The organism is Streptomyces sp. NPDC093085 (assembly GCF_040683935.1).
GTDB lineage: Bacteria > Actinomycetota > Actinomycetes > Streptomycetales > Streptomycetaceae > Streptomyces.
Genome location: NZ_JBFBFB010000002.1, coordinates 435,014 through 452,402, shown reverse-complemented (window position 1 = coordinate 452,402; position 17,389 = coordinate 435,014). Strand labels below are relative to the sequence as shown.

Genomic DNA, 17,389 nt, shown 5'->3' with positions numbered 1-17,389 from the left:
CATGCTGTCCGGCCGTACGGTGGGGGGTAGGGGGTGGAGGACGGGGGCGGGAGACGGGCTGGCGGGGTGTGGTTACGCGGTCACGGGCGGGCCGGTGGCGGGTCCGACCAGCTCCTCCAGGACATCTTCCATGGTGACGAAGCCGATGACGGTCCCCTTGTCCCCGGCGACGGCGGCGAGATGCGTACCGGCGGCGCGCATGGCCGTCATCGTGTCGTCGAGCGGGGTGTCGATCTCCACCCTGATCACCGTGTGCAGCGCGGAGCGCGGGAAGGGCTCGGTGCGCTCGGTGGCGCCCAGGGCGTCCTTGATGTGGAGATAGCCGAGGATCGTCCCGTCGGGCCCGGTCACCGGCAGCCGTGAGAAGCCGGACTCCACGGCGGCGCGCTCCAGCTCCCGGGGGGTGGTGAGATGGCCGACGGTGACCATCCGGCCCAGCGGCACCATCACCTCGCCGGCCGGCCGGGTGCCCAGCTCCAGCGCGTCGCGCAGCCGCTCACCGTCCGCCGGGTCGAGCAGCCCCGCCTCGCTGGAGTCCGTGACCAGCCGGGCGAGTTCGTCGTCGGTGAAGACGGCGGCGACCTCGTCCTTCGGCTCGACCTTCAGCAGCCGGAGCAGGGAGTTGGCGAACGCGTTGATCGAGAAGATCACCGGACGGAGCGCCCGGGTCAGCCAGACCAGGGCGGGGCCGAGCGCCAGCGCGGTGGGCGCGGGCGCGGCCAGCGCGATGTTCTTCGGCACCATCTCACCGACCAGCATGTGCAGATAGGTCGCCAGGGTCAGCGCGATGACGAACGCGATCGGGTGGATCAGCGTCTCGGGCACCCCGATCGCCTCGAACGGCGGCTCCAGCAGATGCGCGATGGCCGGTTCCGCGACGGCGCCCAGCACCAGCGAGGAGATGGTGATCCCGAGCTGGGCGGTGGCCATGGCGGCGGAGAGGTGCTCCAGGCCCCACAGGGTGCTCTTCGCCCGCCGGCCGCCCTTGGCGGCCAGCGGCTCGATCTGGCTGCGCCGCACCGAGATCAGGGCGAACTCGGCGCCGACGAAGAACGCGTTGGTGAAGAGGGTGAGCACGCCGACGGCGAGCTGGAGGCCGGTCATCGGGTCTCCTCCGTGAGCTGGGCGGCCGGGGCGGGCGCGGTGAGCGCCAGCCGGTCGGCGCGGTGGTGCTCGACGCGCAGCACGGTGAACCGCCAGCCGTCGATCTCCAGGGTGTCGGCGGGTACGGGCAGCCGCTCCAGCCGCGTCGCGACCAGCCCGGCCAGCGTCTCGTACGGCCCTTCCGGCGCCTCGAAGCCGATGGCGTCGAGCTGGTCGAGGCGTACGGAGCCGTCGGCCTCCCAGACCGGGCGCCCCGCTCCGTCCGGCCGGCCAGGGACCAGGTCGGGGGTCTCGTGCGGGTCGTGCTCGTCGCGCACCTCTCCGACGACCTCCTCCACGATGTCCTCCACCGTGGCGACGCCGGCGGTGCCGCCGTACTCGTCGATCACGACGGCCATCGTCCGCGCGGCGCGGAGCCGCCGCAGCAGCCGGTCGACCGGGAGGGAGTCGGGCACCAGCAGCGGGCTGGTCGCCAGCTCGGTGACGGGGGTGGTGGCGCGCCGCTCCTCGGCCACGGCGAGCACATCGCGGATATGGACGGTGCCGATGACCTCGTCGAGGGTGTCCCGGTAGACGGGGAAGCGGGAGAGGCCGGTGGCGAGGGTGAGCACCGCGGCGTCGGCGGCGGTGGCGTGCGCCTCCAGGGCCCGCACGTCGACCCGCGGGGTCATCACGTTCTCCGCGGTCAGCTCGGCGAGGTGCAGGGTGCGCACGAAGAGTTCGGCGGAGTCCGGCTCTATGGCGCCCTCCCGTGCCGAGTGGCGGGCGAGCGCGACCAGCTCCTCGGGGGTACGGGCGGACGCCAGCTCCTCGGCGGGCTCCAGGCCGAACCGCCGGACCAGCCGGTTGGCGGTGTTGTTGAGATGGCGGATCAGCGGGGCGAAGGCGGCGGTGAAGCCGCGCTGCGGCCCGGCCACGACCTTGGCGACCGCCAGCGGGCTGGAGATCGCCCAGTTCTTCGGGACCAGCTCGCCGATCACCATCAGCACGACGGTGGAGAGCGCCACACCGAGCAGGGTGGCGGCGGTGGAGACGGCGCCGGACGGCAGCCCGGTGGCCTCCAGCGGGCCGCTCAGCAGCACGGCGAGCGACGGCTCGGCGAGCATGCCGATCACCAGGGAGGTGACGGTGATGCCGAGCTGGGCGCCGGAGAGCTGGAAGGTGAGCCGCTTGGCGGCGGCCAGCGCCCCGGCGGCGCCCCGCTCACCGGCCTCGGCGGCCCGTTCCAGCTCGCCGCGCTCGATCGTGGTCAGGGAGAACTCGGCCGCCACGAACACCGCACAGGCGAGGGTGAGCGCGAGGGCGAGCAGCAGCAGAAGTACTTCGGTCACCGTGCCACCTCCGTCCCCGGGCTCGGCGGGACGGGCATGGCACGGCTCGTACTGGGAGGCTCACCCATTGCGGGAACGTGGCTCCTTCATCGTTCAGTCATGACTCGGCGGTCCGGCCGTTGGCGGCCGGCCGGTGGCGGGGACGGAAAGTGTCCCCGTCGTCCAAGAGTAAAGTAATCGCAAAGCAGTGCAATGTGGTGATCATCTCAATCCCTGGAATTCCTTGCCGACGGTCAGCGTGACCGCACCCGCCGTGGCCGTCGCGTCCTCCTTCAGGACGCTGCCCGGCAGCCGGGAGGCGAGCACCTCGGCCCCCGCCTTCTGGTCCGGCGGGTAGCTGACGGTGGTCTTCTTCGCGGCCTCCGCGTTCCCCACCGGCAGAACGGTGAAGCCGGCCGTGCGCACCGTCTCGGCCACCTCGGCGGCCCGGCCGCCCACCCCCGTGCCGTTGAGCACCTGGACCCGTACGGCGCTCGCGTAGAGCGGGTCCTTGGTCTCGGCCTCCAGCTTCTTCTTGTCGGTCTCCTTGTCGCCCGCCATGGCGGTGAAGAGGTTCCCGGCGTACGGGTACTGCCAGACGACATTGGCCTTGTCGGTCGGGACATCCGCCTCGCGCGGATAGTTCGGCACCGTGAGGAAGGTCAGCCGGTCGCCCGGGATCTCCTTGATCTCGTTGGCGAGCGCGGTCAGCTCCTTGATCCCGGCCAGCTCCTTGTCCGTGGTCAGCGACTTGGTCGCGGAGTCCAGGAAGCCGTACATCGCGTTGGGGCTGGTCAGCTTCTCCTTGGCCTTGGCGGCCACGGCCTCCATGAACTCCTGCTGCCGCCCGATGCGCCCGATGTCCGAGCCGTCCCCGACGCTGTAGCGGGTCCGTACGTACCCCAGGGCCTTCTCGTCCTTGACCGTCTGGCACCCCGCCTCCATGTCGAGGTGGGCCTTCTTGTCGTGGATCGCCGTCTCCGGGCAGACCTCGATCCCGTCCAGCGCGTTGACCATCCCCTTGAAGCCCTGGAAGTCGACCGACATGAAGTTGTCGATGCGCAGCCCGGTGTTCTGCTCCACGGTCCGGATGGTGCAGGCGGCGGCGTCCGCGACCTCGCCGGTGGAGCCGCCGATCGCGAACGCCTCGTTGATCTTGAAGTGGTGCGGCTTCGAGGGGGTGCCGCTCGCCTGCTCGCACTCCGGGATGTTGACCCAGGAGTCACGGGGGATCGAGACCACGGTGGCCCACTCCCGGTTGGCGGCCAGGTGCATCACCATCAGCGTGTCCGACTGCATGGTGGTCAGGCCCTTGCCGTACTTGGCGTTGTCGCCGTCGCGCGAGTCCGACCCCACCACCAGGATGTTCTTCGAACCCGGACTGGAGTTGACCGGACGGTCCCCGCCGATCTTCCCGTCCAGGTCCGCGGAGTGGATATTGCCGTCGAGGCTCTGGTACACCCAGGCCCCTGCCCCGGCCACCCCGAGCAGCGCCACGGCCAGTGCCCCACCGCCCCAGACCGCTATTCGCCCGCGCCGGGTCAGCCGGGACCGGCTCACCCCGCGGCCCGAACCCCGGGCCGCGCGCCGGCCGCTGCCCGATGGGCGGCCGCGCCGCCCCCTGGATTGACTGCCCACGCTCTGGTCCTCCGTGCCCCGTACCCGGCCCAGGTCACCCGTCGGACGGGCCGGATCGCCACGCCGGGCGATGCGTGCACTCTACTGCTTCTACAGAGGTGTAGAGGCCGCTGCCCGGATCCCGCCACTGACCAGCGGTTTCCCGCCCTCGGTGAAGGCGGATTCACAGCTTCTCCACAGCCGTACGGCCGTTTTCGGGGGCCGTACCGGCGGGTCGCGCTACAACGGCGTGGCCGCTTCGAGAACCAGGAAGAGCGCGGACGCCGCGTTCAGCGCGGAGACCGTGGACGCGGCCGTCCCCGCGGCGGCGACATACGCGGCCATCCCCGCCCGGGTCAGCGCCGGCGGCCAGCTCCGCCGGGGCGGTACGGGGCCGAGCAGCGCCGCCACCCGGCGCGGCACCGGGCCCGCCGAGGCGAACGCCGCGAACCCCGGGGGCGAGACCTGGCGCGCGAAGAGCGCCGCCTTGCCCACCGCCCGCGCCGTCGTCCGCCGGTCCCCGGTCGCCAGCGCCGCCTCCTCGTCCGCCCAGCGCTCGGTCGAGTACGTCACCGCCGCGGCCAGCGGGCGGAGGAACGGATTGGCGCACCCCGCGAGCCGCACCGCCAGCAGCAGCCGGTGGTGGCGCCCGGCGAGATGCGCGTGCTCATGGGCGAGTAACGCGGCCCGCTCCCCGGGGTCCAGACAGGTCAGCATCCCCGTGGAGACCACGATCCGGCCGGGCGAGCCGGGCAGCGCGTACGCGTACGGCAACCCGTCGTCCAGCACCGCGAGTCCGGGCACCGCCGCGTACGCCGGCCCGTACCCGGGCGCCTCCGGCAGCCCCGCCAGCGCCCGGTGGGCACGGGAGCGGAAGCGCAGATGGCGCCGGACCGTCTGGGCCGACGCCACCACGACCAGCAGCAGCGCCACGATCGAGGTCTTGCCGGCCACCTCGTCGTACGGCACCGCCTCGCGCACCTCCGGGTCCGACCAGCTGTCCGGCAGCGGATTGCCCGGCAGTTGGGCCGTCCCGACCACCACGAGCAGCCCGAGACAGAACGTGCTGCACGCCGCCAGCACCACGGCGACCGAGGTGAGCAGCCGGGCCGCGCCGCGCGGATGCAGATGCTGCTCCGCCAGGCGCGCGATCGGCAGCGCGGTGAGCGGCAGTACCAGGGGGAGGAAGACGAAGACACCCATCGGTCAATTCTCCGCCTCGTCCGGGGCCGTGCCGACCGAACGGGCCACGGGGGAGACCCCGGGCGCCCCGGACATGCCGGACACCCCGGGCGCCGCCGCGTCGCCGGCGGCGCTCAGCAGCGTACGGAGCACCCGCTCGTCGTGCGGCGAGAGGGCCGAGACGAAGCTGGAGAGCACCGCGTCACGGTCGTCGCGCTCGTCGAGCAGCCGGCGCATCCGCAGCGCGGTCAGCCCCGCCTCGTCGGCCACCGGGGTCCAGAGGAAGGAACGCCCCGAGCGGGTACGGGTCACGGCCTGCTTGCCCAGCAGCCGGGTGAGGATCGTGATCACCGTGGTGTACGCCAGCTCCCCGTCGAGCCGCTCCTGGACCCAGGTCGCCGCCACCGGACCCGAGGCCGACCCCAGCACGGCGAGCACCTGCGCCTCCAGTTGCCCCTGGCCGCGCCTGCGGGTACGGGCGCCGCCCCGGCCGGGAACGGTCCTCCCGGGCTCCCCGATGGCTCTGATGTCTCCGGCGTCTCTCGTGTTACCGGCGTTCCCGGCGTTCCCGACCACGGACGTGGCCTCCTCCCACACTGCCGCCCCAGCCGCCCTGGCGCCGGGGCATCCTAACCAGCGGCTCATTTCTACAGTGTTGTAGATTTGTGAGCCCGGTACCGCACGGACGAAAGGAAGCAACATGGGTGTGAGCCTCGCCAAGGGCGGCAACGTCTCGCTGAGCAAGGAGGCCCCCGGTCTCTCCGCCGTTCTGGTCGCGCTCGGCTGGGACGTGCGCACGACCACCGGGGCCGACCACGACCTGGACGCCAGCGCCCTGCTCTGCGACGCCGCCGGGAAGGTCGTCTCCGACCAGCACTTCGTCTTCTACAACAACCTGCGCAGCCCGGATGGTTCCGTCGAACACACCGGCGACAACCTGACCGGTGAGGGCGACGGCGACGACGAGACCGTCAAGGTCGACCTCGCCGCCGTGCCCGCCGAGGTCGCGAAGATCGTCTTCCCGGTGTCGATCCATGACGCCGAGGCCCGCGGCCAGAGCTTCGGCCAGGTCCGCAACGCGTACATCCGCGTCGTCAACCAGGCGGGCGGCGCCGAACTCGCCCGCTACGACCTGAGCGAGGACGCCTCGACCGAGACCGCGATGGTCTTCGGCGAGCTCTACCGCAACGGCGGCGAGTGGAAGTTCCGCGCCATCGGCCAGGGGTACGCCTCCGGCCTCGCCGGGATCGCCTCCGACTACGGCGTCAACGTCTGACCAGGCCTCCGACCACCAGGAGTGAAGATGAGTGTCAACCTTGCCAAGGGCCAGCAGATCAGCCTGACCAAGTCCGGCGGGGGTGAACTCACCGTCGTCCGGATGGGACTCGGCTGGCAGGCCGCCAAGAAGGGGTTCTTCGCCCGGTTCACCGCCCAGGAGATCGACCTCGACGCCTCGGCGCTGCTCTTCGCCGGCAAGGAGGCCGTGGACGTCGTCTTCTTCCAGCACCTCACCAGCGACGACGGCTCCGTGCAGCACACCGGCGACAACCGGGTCGGCGGCGCGGGCGAGGGCGGCGACGACGAGTCGATCGTCGTGGACCTCCAGCGGGTCCCCGTCCATGTCGACCAGATCGTCTTCACGGTGAACTCCTTCACCGGACAGACCTTCGAAGAGGTCGAGAACGCCTTCTGCCGGCTGGTCGACGAGACCAACGGCCAGGAACTGGCCCGCTACACGCTCACCGGCGGCGGTGGCCACACCGCCCAGATCATGGCCAAGGTGTACCGCTCCGGCGGCGGCTGGCAGATGGCCGCCATCGGCACCCCCGCCGAGGGGCGCACCTTCCAGGACCTGATGCCGGCCGTCGCCCCGCATCTGTGACACCGGCGGAGCCGGCCGGGCCGGGCTCGCCGGCCCGGCCGGACCTCCGCCGTCCCGACCGATCAACCGACTGCCCGACCGATCAACCGACTGAACGACCAGGAGAAGCCACGTGGCCCTGTGGGACCGCATCAAGGATTCCGCGTCTTCGATGCAGACGCAGCTCAATGCGAAGAAGAATGATCTGAAGAGCGGCGCTTTCCGTGACGCGAGTATGGCCATGTGTGCTCTGGTGGCGGCGGCGGACGGGTCGATCGACGCGTCGGAGCGTCAGCGGGTGGCCTCGCTGATCATGACCAACGACGTGCTCCAGAACTTCCCCGCCGAGGATCTTCAGGCCCGTTTCAACGACTACTGCCAGAAGCTCACCGCCGACTTCGACTTCGGCAAGGTTGCCGTCCTCCAGACCATCGGCAAGGTCGCCAAGAAGCCCACCGAGGCCCGCGCCGTCATCCAGATCGGCATCGTCATCGGCGGCGCCGACGGCGACTTCGACGACAGCGAGCGCGCCGTCGTCCGCGAGGCCTGCTTCGCCGTGGGCATCGCGCCCCACGAGTTCGACCTCTGACCGAGCCGCTGACGCGGCCTCTGCCCCGGCTCCGGGTACCGGCGGCGTCGCGACCGGGGCCCGGGGCCGGGCGGCGCCGTCAGCCGTCCTCCGCGCCGGGGCCCGGCGCGGGGGACGCGTCCGTGTCCGTCCCGGTCCCCGGTGGCGGCGCGGCCGCGAGCGCCCGCCGCAGCCGTACATGGGTACGGTGCTCGTGCCAGAGCCGGCCCACCAGCGCGCCGCCGTACACCACGAACCCGACCCCGACCAGCCAGGACTGGAGCACCAGCACCGTCCCGAACGGGCCGTACGTGACCGCGTTCGAGGCGATCAGCGGCGAGAAGACCAGGCGCGAGAAGATCCGCAGCCCGAGCAGGCCCAGAGCGGTCGCCGCGGCCCCCGGCAGCAGCGCCCGCCAGCGGACCCGGCCGGCCAGCAGCACATGCTGGGACCACCAGAAGAAGAGCAGCGTCCCGATCAGATCGGCGGTCGTGGCGAGGGTCAGGACGAAGGCCGACCCCGATGTCACCGGCGTGTTGACGAAGAGCACCAGGAAGACCACGAGCACCGCCAGCCACACCACATGGCGCCACATCGTGTGCCAGCGCGCCGTGGGCAGCTCCCACACCCGCTCGTACCCCGTCTGTACGGCGCCCCCGAACGTCAGCCCGAACGCGGCGAGCGCGGCGAGCCCGAACGCCGTCGTCCGCTGGAGCGCCTGCCCCGGCCGGCCGAAGAGCTGCTGGATCTCCTGCTGGGAGGCCGCGGAGACCCCGAGCCCCTGCCCCAGCCAGCGCGCGAACCCGGGCCCGCTCGCCGGATCCGCCGCCGCGACCAGGATCAGCAGCGGCACCAGGGTCAGAAAGCCCAGCGCCGCGAAGCTCATCGCCCGGTGCATCAGCTCCATCTCCCGCCCCCGGTTCCAGGCGAGCGCCGTCTGCGCCGCCAGCCCGCGGCCCAGGCCCGCGCACCGGCGCCGCTGCGCCCCGAAACGTTGACGGCTCACCCCAGGTGTCTACCCCGGTACCGGAGCCGGCCGCCGGGCCTCCCCCCGACGGCCCCCGGATGGCTCCCGTACGGCTCCCCGGCGGCGCGCCGGTACCGGGATACCGGCGCGCCGGTACGGGGCCGGCGTCCCCATCCGCGTCCCGCGAAACGCAGTGGCCGGCGCGGAGCCCCGCCGGGCATGCTGTCCCCATGCTGATCAGGGAGACCACCACCGAGGACTGGCCCGCCATCTGGCCGTTCTTCCATGAGATCGTCGCCGCCGGGGACACCTACACCTATCCGGTCACGCTCGGCGAGCGCGAGGGCCGTGACCTCTGGCTCCAGCAGCCGCCCCACCGCTCCGTCGTGGCGGTGGACGACACGGGCACGGTCGTGGGCACGGCCAAGATGAACGCCAACCACCTGGGCAACGGCTCCCACATCGCGGGCGCCAGCTACATGGTCGACCCGGCGCACGCGGGGCGCGGCGTGGGCCGTGCCCTCTGTACGTACTCCATCGACTGGGCCCGCGCCGCCGGGTTCCGGGCGATCCAGTTCAACGCGGTCGTCGAGACCAACGTCCACGCCATCAAGCTCTACGAGTCGCTCGGCTTCGAGATCCTCGGCACCCTCCCCGAGGGGTTCCGCCACCCCACCGAGGGCTTTGTCGGCCTCCACATCATGCACCTCAGGCTCTGAGCGGCCAGGCCGACAGGGCCTAGGGCCCGCATCACCGCCCAGGACACCGCGGCGCCCACGGCCAGCCCCAGCACCACGTCATGGGGGTAGTGCGCGCCGATCCAGATCCGGGAGGCGGCCATCGCCAGTGCGGCCGGGACGGCGAGCGCGGCGAGCCGCCGGTCGATGAGGAGGAGCGCCACGGCGGCGGCGCCCGCCACCGTGGCGTGGTTGCTCGGCAGCGACCAGTCGCCCAGCGCGGGGCAGGCGTCGACGGTGACCACGGGGAGGCTCCGGCAGGGCCGCTCCTCGCGCAGCAGCACCTTCAGCCCCGAGGAGACCGCGAACGCCGCCACCACCGCCACCGGTGCGAGGAGCGCGTGCGCAGCCCTGTCCGGGTCCTCCGCCCTCGCCCGCCACCAGGCCGCCGCCAGCAGCAGGGCGAAGAGGGCGAGACCGTACAGGGACCAGAGCGAGACCGCGGTGTCGAGCCACCCGGGGGAGCGGTGCGCGAGTCCGGTGACCCGGGTGTACAGGCCGTCGTCGAACCAGCGGTCGCCGACGGGGAGCGCGGATACGGTCCTGGCGGGGCTCATGGCGGGGCGGCTCCCATAATGAGGGGCAGGGTGTCCTGCGGGACAACTATGACTACAGTTCTGTAGACGGTCTACGCAACTGTAGACGAAGAATGCGGGAGGAGCGTTCCCATGGGCGGTGCGGGCGGCAGGAGCGGTACGGGCGGGAGCGGCGACCCGGGCGGTACCGGCTCCACCGGCGGGCCTGGCCCCGAACGGCGCCCGCCGGGCGAGCTGGAGTCCGGGGTGCTGGCGGCGCTCTGGGCCGCCGACGGGCCGCTCACCCCCGGCCGGGTCCAGGAGGAGCTGGGCGGTTCGCTCGCCCGCACCACCGTCACCACGATCCTCACCCGGCTCTACGAGAAGGGCACCGTCACCCGGGTCAGGGCCGGGCGCGGCTACGCGTACACCCCGACCGAGGACGCCCCCGGGCTCACCGCCCGCCGGATGCACACCGAGCTCGCCAAGGACGAGGACCGGCGCGCCGTCCTGGCCCGCTTCGTCTCCCAGCTCGACGACGAGGACGAACGGGTGCTCCGCGCCCTCCTGGACGGCGAGGGCGCGTGATCCTCCTCCTCGTCTGCGTCCCCCTGCTGACGCCCTTCCTGGCGGTGCCCGCGGCCCGCCGGGCCGCCGCCGTGCTCGCCCCGCGCGCCGCCGTCGCGCTGCTCACCGCCACCGCGCTCGTCCTGGCGGCGAGCGCCACCGCCGCGCTGGCGCTGCTGGTCGTCCCGGGCGCCTCGTACCTCCCGGCCGTCGCCGTCCTCGAAGAGCTGGGCCGGCCGCTCACCATCGGCCCGCCCGTGGTCACCGTCGGGCTCGCCCTGGCCGCCGCCGGGGCGCTGCTCCGGCTGGTCCTGCCGGCCGGCGCCGGGCTTCTCCGCGACCGCGCCGAGGTGCGCCGGGCCAGGGCCGCCGCCGGCCCCGGCGGCGGCGAGCTGGCGGTGCTGCGGGACGCCCGGCCCGACGCGTACGCGCTCCCCGGCCGCCCCGGCCGGATCGTCGTCACCACCGGGATGCTCCGCGCCCTGGAACCCGCCGAGCGCGAAGCGCTCTTCGCCCACGAACGCGCCCATCTGCGGGGCCGCCACCACCTCCACCTCCAGGCCATGGAGGTGGCCGCGCGCTGTCATCCCGCCCTGCGGGCGCTCCGCGAACCCCTCTGTTACGCCCTGGAGCGCACCGCCGACGAGGCCGCGGCGACCGCCGTCGGCGACCGGCGGCTCGCGGCCCGCGCCATCGGCCGCGCCGCCCTCGCCACCCGGTCCGCCCCCGCCCCCGTGGCACACCGGCCGCGCGCCGCCCTGGCCGCCGTCGCCGGCCCGGTGCCCCGGCGGGTCGCCGCCCTGCTCGGCGCCGGGGACTCCAGGGCCACCCGGCCGCGCGCGGGCCGCCTGGTCGCGGGCGCGCTCCTGCTCTGCCTGGCGGTCTCCGGCGGTACGGCGCTGGGCGCGGCGGGCGAGGTGCACGCCCATATCGAGAGCGCCCAGGGCGAGACCTCCGGCCCCTGACGCGCCCGCCGGCGGACGGCTCACCCCAGCAGCCGCCCCAGCGGCTGGGTGTCGCCCGGCAGGGCCCCGTGCGTCTCGTACCCGGGCCCGTACGCGGCCCTGTATTCGTGTGGGGCCGCCTCGTGCGGGGCCGCCTCGTGCGGGGCCGCCTCGTACCGGGCCGCCGGACGCGCCGCCGGGTGCGGGTAGGCCGGATACGACGGCCCCGCGTGCGGCGGCCCGGCATACCCCGCCGGGTGGACCGGGGTCCACAGCGGCTCCGGCTCCGCCCCCGCCGGCGCCAGGGGTACGGGGTGCGGGTGGGGCGCCCGGGGCGGGGCGAGATCCCGCGCGCCGGGGGCCGGCAGCGCCCGGTCCATCCGCAACGCGTCGACCGACTCGGCGAGCAGTTCGTACTCCGTCGTGTCGTCCCGGGTGGCCACCCGGATCAGCCGCCCGGCGGCCAGATGCTCCGCGATCATGTCCTGGTGCGCCAGGTCGTCCCGCCAGGCGCGCAGGGTCGTCGGGACGTCGGGCACGCCCCGGGCGACCGGGGCGAGCGCCTCGGCCGGAAAGTGCCGGTTCTCGGGGCTGGGGTCGAGTCGCTCCGCGATCCAGGTCGCCCGGTCCCGTAACCACCACAGTGCCAGGGCCAGTGTGGGGGCGCGGTAGGTGCCGAGCGGGACGCCGATCCGCTGTCCGCCGGCTGTTCCGTACGCGGTGACATGGCAGAGGAATTCGTCATGCACGGCCGCTCTCCTTGCGCCGTTCTGTGGGGCCGGGTGGCCAGGGCCGCAGTGCTGGGGAGGTGCTCGGTCGGTGCTCGGGGTGGTGCGCGGGTGGTGCTATGGGGGGACGTACGCGGTGGTGCGCCGGGCGGCTCCGCGGGGCTGTTCACCCCTGCTGAGGGAGATGCCCCTTCTGCGCTCCGAAGGCCCGAACTTCCAATTATGCGCGGTGTGTTGACGGGTTGTCACCAGGCCGTTCCGGACAGATTCCAGCCGCCGTCCGGGCCTGTCGGGGGGCGAGCGTGTATTCGTTGCCGGTTATATTCCCGATGAGGTATGTTGGATCCATGTCCATACCGTTCGACGTACTCGCGGAGCCGAACCGGCGGAAGATCCTCGACCTGCTGCTGGAGCGGCCCTACACGGTCGGCCAGCTCACCGAGCGCCTCGGCCTCAGCCAGCCCGGCACCTCGAAACACCTGCGGGCGCTCCGGGAGGCCGGGCTCGTCCGGGTCCGCCGGGAGGCCCAGCGCCGCTGGTACGAGCTGCGGCCCGAGCCGCTCGCCGAGCTGGACGCCTGGCTCGCCCACTACCGGCATCTCTGGTCCGGCGCGTTCGACGCGCTCGAACGGCATCTCGAAGCGACGAAGGACGACCCCTCATGAGCACCACCCCGCACGACGCCACCCTGACCACCGACGACGGCCGCACCGCCCTGCGGATGGAGCACCGGCTCCCGTACCCCCCGGAACGGGTCTGGCGGGCCCTCACCGACCCCGCCTCCCTCGGCCGGTGGTTCCCCTCCGAGGTCACCCTCGACCTCGCCCCCGGCGGGGCGATGGAGTTCCGCTTCCCCGGTGCCGCGCCCGGCACCCCCGTGATGACCGGCACCGTCACCGACGCCGACGAGCCCCGCCACTTCGCCTTCACGTGGGGCACCGACCACCTGAGCTGGACCGTCACCCCGGACGGCGAGGGCTCGCTCCTCACCCTCGTGCACACCTTCGGCGACCGGCCCGGCGCCGCGAGCTTCGCCTCCGGCTGGCAGCTCTGCGTCGGCGCGCTCGACCGGCTCCTCTCCGGCGCCCCGCCGGTGGCCGTACGCGACGGGGGAGCCCTCCACGAGGCGTACATCGCCCGGTTCGGCCTCGACCGGGGGGCGGCGGGCGCCGCCGGGGCGGGGCGGGAGGTCCGCTTCGAACGGCAGCTCGTCCGGCCCGCCGAGACGGTCTGGGCGGTGCTCTCGGACGGTATCGAACCGGTGGCCGGCCTCCCCGTCCCGGAGGGCTTCACCGCCGTGTGCGCCCCGGCGGGCCCGGTCACCGAGGTGCGGGCGCCGCACGGGCTGACCTACGCCGTGGGGGAGGACTCCTCGGTCACCTGGGAGCTGCGCCGGGGCACCGGCCACGGCGCCCGGCTCGTCCTCACCCAGACCGGACCCGCCGGATGGGACACCGGTGCCGCGCTCGCCGCCTGGCGGGACCGGATCGAACGGCTCGCCGCCGCGCTCCTGGAGAGCTGACCGCCGCCGACCACTGCGGAGCGGTTCATTCCGGTTTGCTCCGCCCGATTGGAGCGGGGGCGGGGCGGCTCGCTAGGGTGCCTGCAATGTTTGCTCCGCGAAATTCCTCCACGAACGTGTTCAGAGCCGCACGCGACGCCCCTGGTTCCCTCCGGGGGGCGACATGACCCAGATCACCGGAGAACGCGCTGATGGGACACGGGCGGAGGAGGCCGGGACCGGCGCGTCCACGGCCGCCACGCCTCCGCCCGCCCCCGCCGCACAGCGCGACGCCTTCTTCGACAACGCGAAGTACCTCGCCATCGTCCTGGTCGCCATGGGACACGCGTGGGAGCCGCTGCGGGACGGCAGCCGCGCGGTCTCCGCGCTCTACATCGTCGTCTACAGCTTCCACATGCCGGCGTTCATCATCATCTCCGGCTACTTCTCCCGGAGTTTCGACTTCCGCCCCGACCGGGTGCGCCGGCTGCTCACCGGGGTCGCCGTCCCGTACATCGTCTTCGAAGTGGCCTACAGCCTCTTCCACCGGTGGGCCGACGACGACCCGTCCATGCCGGTCAGCCTGCTCGACCCCTGGTATCTGACCTGGTTCCTGCTGGCCCTCTTCATCTGGCGGATCACGGCGCCGATCTGGCGGGTCGTCCGATGGCCCCTCCCGGTCGCGCTCGCCATCGCCGCGCTCGCCACCACCTCGCCCGAGATCGGTGACGACCTCGACCTCCAGCGGGTCCTCCAGTTCCTGCCGTTCTTCGTGCTCGGACTGCGGCTCAGGCCCGAGCACTTCCAGCTCGTACGGTGCCGCGAGGCCCGGCTGCTGGCCGTCCCGGTCGCCGCGGTGAGCGTCGCGTTCGCGTACTGGGCCGTCACCCGGATGAACATGGCCTGGTTCTTCCACCGCGACAGCGCGGAGGAACTGGGCGCGCCCTGGTGGAGCGGGGTGCTGATGACCTTCGTGCTCTTCGGCTGCTCGCTCGCGCTGACCGCGTGCTTCTTCGCCTGGGTCCCGGGCCGCCGGACGTGGTTCACGGCGCTGGGCGCGGGCACGCTCTGCGGCTATCTGCTCCACGGCTTCCTCGCGCAGTCGGCGTCCACCTGGGGGTGGTACGACACGGGGTGGCCGCACACCCCCCTGGGCGCGGTCCTCGTCACCCTCGTCGCCGGGGCCGCCGTCACGCTGCTCTGCACCCGGCCGGTCCAGCGGCTCTTCCGGTTCGCCCTGGAGCCGGAGATGGCCTGGGCGTTCACGAAGGACCGGCCACCACCCGGGAGAACCGGCGCACGGGCGTGAGCGCGTAAGGCGTAAAGGCGCGGGGTGGTGACCGGAGGACCCGGTCACCACCCCGCGTCACGCGGATCGGAGCCGTATCAGAGGTCGAACTCGTGCGGCGGCAGGCCGAGCGCGAAGCACGCCTCCCGCACCACACCCTGCTCCGTCTTGTCGAAGTCGCCGTCGGCGCCGCCGATGACGATGCCGATCTGGATGACGGCGCGGGCCTCGGTGGGCTTCTTGGCGACCTTGCCGATGGTCTGGAGGACGGCGACCTTGCCGAAGTCGAAGTCGGCGGTGAGCTTCTGGCAGTAGTCGTTGAAGCGGGCCTGAAGATCCTCGGCGGGGAAGTTCTGGAGCACGTCGTTGGTCATGATCAGCGAGGCCACCCGCTGACGCTCCGACGCGTCGATCGACCCGTCCGCCGCCGCCACCAGAGCACACATGGCCATACTCGCGTCACGGAAAGCGCCGCTCTTCAGATCATTCTTCTTCGCATTGAGCTGCGTCTGCATCGTCGCAGCGGATTCCTTGAACCGGTCCCAGAGGGCCATTCGCTCATCTCTCCTCGGATGTCACACCTACGACACCGACAACGCGCGGGACGCCCCCGGCGTGCCCGTACCGGGAGACGCGTCCGCGCCTTTCCCGCCGCCCCGTCGGGCGTAGGGTGCGTACCGCCACCGACCGCGCACCCCACCGGGAGCACCGCACATGACGACCGAGCCGACCGAGCCGTCCACCCCGTCAGCGCCGACCGGAGCGAGCGGGGTGAGCGGGGCGAGCGGGACGGGCCCGCAGAACGTGACCTTCCCCAGCGCCGGGACCACCGCGTACGGCTATCTCGCCGTACCGCCCGCCGGGGAGGGCCCCGGCGTCATCGTCATCCAGGAGTGGTGGGGGCTGACCGCCCACATCAAGGACATCGCCGACCGGCTCGCCCGGGCGGGGTATGTCGCGCTCGCCCCCGACCTCTACGGCGGCGAGGTCGCGCACGACGCCGACGAGGCCCTGCGGATGATGACCGGAGTGCCCACCGCGCGCGGTGTCGAACTCCTCTCCGGGGCCGTCGGCTACCTGCTGGAGCGCCCCGAGACCCAGGGCACCACGGTCGGCGCCGTCGGCTTCTGCATGGGCGGCGGCTTCGTGCTCGCCCTCGCCGCCGGGGACCCCCGGGTCTCGGCCGCCGTGCCGTTCTACGGGGTGATCAGGGAAGGACTCCCGGACTTCGCCGGGCTCCGGGCCGAAGTCCTCGGCCACTACGGCGCGGAGGACGGCTCCGTGCCGGTCGCGAGCCTCGACGCGCTGCGGGCCGCCATCGAGACGGAGTCCGGCATCGTCCCGGTCTTCCACGTCTACGAGGGCGCGGGCCACGCCTTCTTCAACGACGGTCGCCCCGCCGCCTACCACCCCGAGGCGGCCGCCCGCGCCTGGGACCGCACCCTGGCCTTCCTCGCCGCCCGCCTCGGCCCCGCCTGACCCGTCCCGCCCCGTACGCCCCCTACCACCCGGTCCGCCCCGGCGGGGTGACGGCGCCTCAGCCCTGTGCCGCGCCCCGCCACAGCAGGAGGGCCACGTCGACCGCGGCGACGGCCACCGCCGCCAGGAACGGGGCCTTCGGGCGGGCGGCTCCCAGGACCGCGCCCGCCAGCGCCGCGCCCACCGCCGCCGTCAGCGCGAGCGCGGCCGCCGGGCCGGGGCGGCCCAGGGTGAGCAGGGCCGTGGCCGCCACCAGCGGGGCCGGCAGCAGCCACCGTACGGCCGTCGGGCCCAGCCGCTGGGGCGCGCCGCGCACCCCCGCCGCCAGGTCGTCCGCGATGTCCGGCAGCACATCGCCCAGATGCGCCCCGACCCCCACCAGCGCCGCGGCGGCCACCATCCACCACACGGGCGGAGGGTGCCCCGGCAGACCCAGCGTCACAAAGGCGGGCAGCGCGCCGAACCCGACCGCGTACGGCAGCCAGGACACCACCGTCGCCTTCAGCCCCAGGTTGTACGCCCACCCCGCCGCCACGCCGAGCAGATGCACCGTCCCCGCCGCCGCCCCGTACCCCAGCGAGAGCGGTACGCAGAGCGCCAGCGCGACCAGCGCCGCGACCCGTACGGTGCCCGCGCCCACCGCACCGCCCGCCACCGGCTTGTCGCCGCGCCCCGCCGCGCCGTCCCGCGCCGCGTCGACCGCGTCGTTGCTCCAGCCGACCGAGAGCTGCCCCGTCACCACCGCCGCCGTCGCCAGCGCCGTACCCCGCCCGTTCTGCCCGGCCGCCATCGCGAGCCCCGCGACCAGCAGCGTCACCGCCACCGTCGGCCCCGGGTGACACGCCCTCAGCAGCGCCCCCGCCGGCCCGCCCCACCGCCGTTCCGGCTCCCCGCCGAGCCGGCCGGGCGGGGTGAGCGGACCGGCCGGACCGGGTGGACCTGGCGGACCGGGAAGCGCGATGTCCGCCGGCTCCTCCGTCATCCGGCCATGGTAGGCACCGGCGTCCACCCCCGTCCGGTG

Annotated in this window: 19 protein-coding genes and 1 pseudogene; 10 read left to right on the top strand and 10 right to left on the bottom strand. The window is 73.5% G+C overall.

Going from position 1 to position 17,389, the window contains the following annotated elements; all coding sequences use genetic code 11:
* Positions 1-72: 72 nt before the first annotated feature.
* The 5 genes from AB0O07_RS08745 to AB0O07_RS08725 all read right to left on the bottom strand — a co-directional run bounded on the left by AB0O07_RS08745 (position 73) and on the right by AB0O07_RS08725 (position 5,732).
* Entirely contained in the window at positions 73-1,104 is a 1,032-nt protein-coding gene (locus tag AB0O07_RS08745; protein ID WP_365629155.1) for a hemolysin family protein, read from the bottom strand.
* A complete protein-coding gene (locus AB0O07_RS08740) occupies positions 1,101-2,435 on the bottom strand; it encodes a hemolysin family protein (RefSeq protein WP_365629152.1) in 1,335 nt (444 codons plus the stop codon). The genes AB0O07_RS08745 and AB0O07_RS08740 overlap by 4 nt, the downstream gene beginning before the upstream one ends.
* Before the next feature lie 201 nt (positions 2,436-2,636).
* Entirely contained in the window at positions 2,637-3,974 is a 1,338-nt protein-coding gene (locus tag AB0O07_RS08735; RefSeq protein ID WP_365629149.1) for an LCP family protein, read from the bottom strand.
* 297 nt (positions 3,975-4,271) lie between these two features.
* Positions 4,272-5,234, bottom strand: a complete 963-nt coding sequence (locus AB0O07_RS08730) for a M56 family metallopeptidase (RefSeq protein ID WP_365629146.1) — start codon at positions 5,232-5,234, stop codon at positions 4,272-4,274.
* Between the two features lie 3 nt (positions 5,235-5,237).
* The gene (locus tag AB0O07_RS08725; RefSeq protein WP_365630282.1) at positions 5,238-5,732 is read right to left on the bottom strand and encodes a BlaI/MecI/CopY family transcriptional regulator; all 495 of its coding nucleotides are present in this window, start codon (positions 5,730-5,732) and stop codon (positions 5,238-5,240) included.
* Between the two features lie 181 nt (positions 5,733-5,913).
* Between AB0O07_RS08725 and AB0O07_RS08720 the strand changes: the two genes are divergently transcribed.
* The 3 genes from AB0O07_RS08720 to AB0O07_RS08710 all read left to right on the top strand — a co-directional run bounded on the left by AB0O07_RS08720 (position 5,914) and on the right by AB0O07_RS08710 (position 7,663).
* Entirely contained in the window at positions 5,914-6,489 is a 576-nt protein-coding gene (locus AB0O07_RS08720; protein ID WP_365629143.1) for a TerD family protein, read from the top strand.
* A gap of 27 nt (positions 6,490-6,516) precedes the next feature.
* A complete protein-coding gene (locus AB0O07_RS08715) occupies positions 6,517-7,095 on the top strand; it encodes a TerD family protein (protein ID WP_365629140.1) in 579 nt (192 codons plus the stop codon).
* 112 nt (positions 7,096-7,207) lie between these two features.
* Positions 7,208-7,663 (top strand): TerB family tellurite resistance protein, encoded by a 456-nt coding sequence (locus tag AB0O07_RS08710; RefSeq protein ID WP_365629138.1) that lies wholly within the window; start codon positions 7,208-7,210, stop codon positions 7,661-7,663.
* A gap of 79 nt (positions 7,664-7,742) precedes the next feature.
* Here the strand turns inward: AB0O07_RS08710 and AB0O07_RS08705 are convergent, their stop codons facing one another.
* A complete protein-coding gene (locus tag AB0O07_RS08705) occupies positions 7,743-8,549 on the bottom strand; it encodes a YhjD/YihY/BrkB family envelope integrity protein (protein ID WP_365630279.1) in 807 nt (268 codons plus the stop codon).
* Positions 8,550-8,839: 290 nt separating this feature from the next.
* Between AB0O07_RS08705 and AB0O07_RS08700 the strand changes: the two genes are divergently transcribed.
* Entirely contained in the window at positions 8,840-9,328 is a 489-nt protein-coding gene (locus tag AB0O07_RS08700; RefSeq protein ID WP_365629135.1) for a GNAT family N-acetyltransferase, read from the top strand.
* On the opposite strand, the gene AB0O07_RS08695 is transcribed toward AB0O07_RS08700, so the two are convergent.
* Positions 9,226-9,903, bottom strand: coding sequence for a phosphatase PAP2 family protein (locus tag AB0O07_RS08695; RefSeq protein ID WP_365629132.1), 678 nt, complete (start codon positions 9,901-9,903; stop codon positions 9,226-9,228). The two genes, AB0O07_RS08700 and AB0O07_RS08695, sit on opposite strands and share 103 nt — an antisense overlap.
* Before the next feature lie 111 nt (positions 9,904-10,014).
* Between AB0O07_RS08695 and AB0O07_RS08690 the strand changes: the two genes are divergently transcribed.
* Positions 10,015-10,449 (top strand): BlaI/MecI/CopY family transcriptional regulator, encoded by a 435-nt coding sequence (locus AB0O07_RS08690; RefSeq protein WP_365629129.1) that lies wholly within the window; start codon positions 10,015-10,017, stop codon positions 10,447-10,449.
* Positions 10,446-11,393 carry a M56 family metallopeptidase gene (locus AB0O07_RS08685; protein WP_365629126.1) on the top strand — a complete coding sequence of 316 codons (948 nt, stop codon included), beginning with the start codon at positions 10,446-10,448 and terminating at the stop codon, positions 11,391-11,393. Before AB0O07_RS08690 ends, AB0O07_RS08685 begins: the two co-directional genes overlap by 4 nt.
* A 338-nt stretch (positions 11,394-11,731) precedes the next feature.
* Here the strand turns inward: AB0O07_RS08685 and AB0O07_RS08680 are convergent.
* Positions 11,732-12,121 (bottom strand): annotated as a pseudogene (locus AB0O07_RS08680) (hypothetical protein); the annotation flags it as partial.
* A gap of 326 nt (positions 12,122-12,447) precedes the next feature.
* Here AB0O07_RS08680 and AB0O07_RS08675 point away from each other — a divergent pair.
* The 3 genes from AB0O07_RS08675 to AB0O07_RS08665 all read left to right on the top strand — a co-directional run bounded on the left by AB0O07_RS08675 (position 12,448) and on the right by AB0O07_RS08665 (position 14,910).
* On the top strand, positions 12,448-12,765 hold the full coding sequence (locus AB0O07_RS08675) for a metalloregulator ArsR/SmtB family transcription factor (protein ID WP_365629123.1): 318 nt from the start codon (positions 12,448-12,450) through the stop codon (positions 12,763-12,765).
* Entirely contained in the window at positions 12,762-13,622 is an 861-nt protein-coding gene (locus AB0O07_RS08670) for an SRPBCC family protein (protein ID WP_365629120.1), read from the top strand. Before AB0O07_RS08675 ends, AB0O07_RS08670 begins: the two co-directional genes overlap by 4 nt.
* Positions 13,623-13,785: 163 nt before the next feature.
* Positions 13,786-14,910: an acyltransferase family protein gene (locus AB0O07_RS08665; protein ID WP_365629117.1), complete on the top strand. Its 1,125-nt coding sequence runs from the start codon at positions 13,786-13,788 to the stop codon at positions 14,908-14,910.
* Positions 14,911-14,987: 77 nt separating this feature from the next.
* Here the strand turns inward: AB0O07_RS08665 and AB0O07_RS08660 are convergent, their stop codons facing one another.
* On the bottom strand, positions 14,988-15,443 hold the full coding sequence (locus AB0O07_RS08660) for a TerB family tellurite resistance protein (protein ID WP_365629114.1): 456 nt from the start codon (positions 15,441-15,443) through the stop codon (positions 14,988-14,990).
* 160 nt (positions 15,444-15,603) lie between these two features.
* Between AB0O07_RS08660 and AB0O07_RS08655 the strand changes: the two genes are divergently transcribed.
* A complete protein-coding gene (locus AB0O07_RS08655; protein WP_365629111.1) occupies positions 15,604-16,368 on the top strand; it encodes a dienelactone hydrolase family protein in 765 nt (254 codons plus the stop codon).
* A gap of 58 nt (positions 16,369-16,426) precedes the next feature.
* On the opposite strand, the gene AB0O07_RS08650 is transcribed toward AB0O07_RS08655, so the two are convergent.
* A complete protein-coding gene (locus AB0O07_RS08650) occupies positions 16,427-17,350 on the bottom strand; it encodes a UbiA family prenyltransferase (RefSeq protein ID WP_365629108.1) in 924 nt (307 codons plus the stop codon).
* Positions 17,351-17,389: the final 39 nt, after the last annotated feature.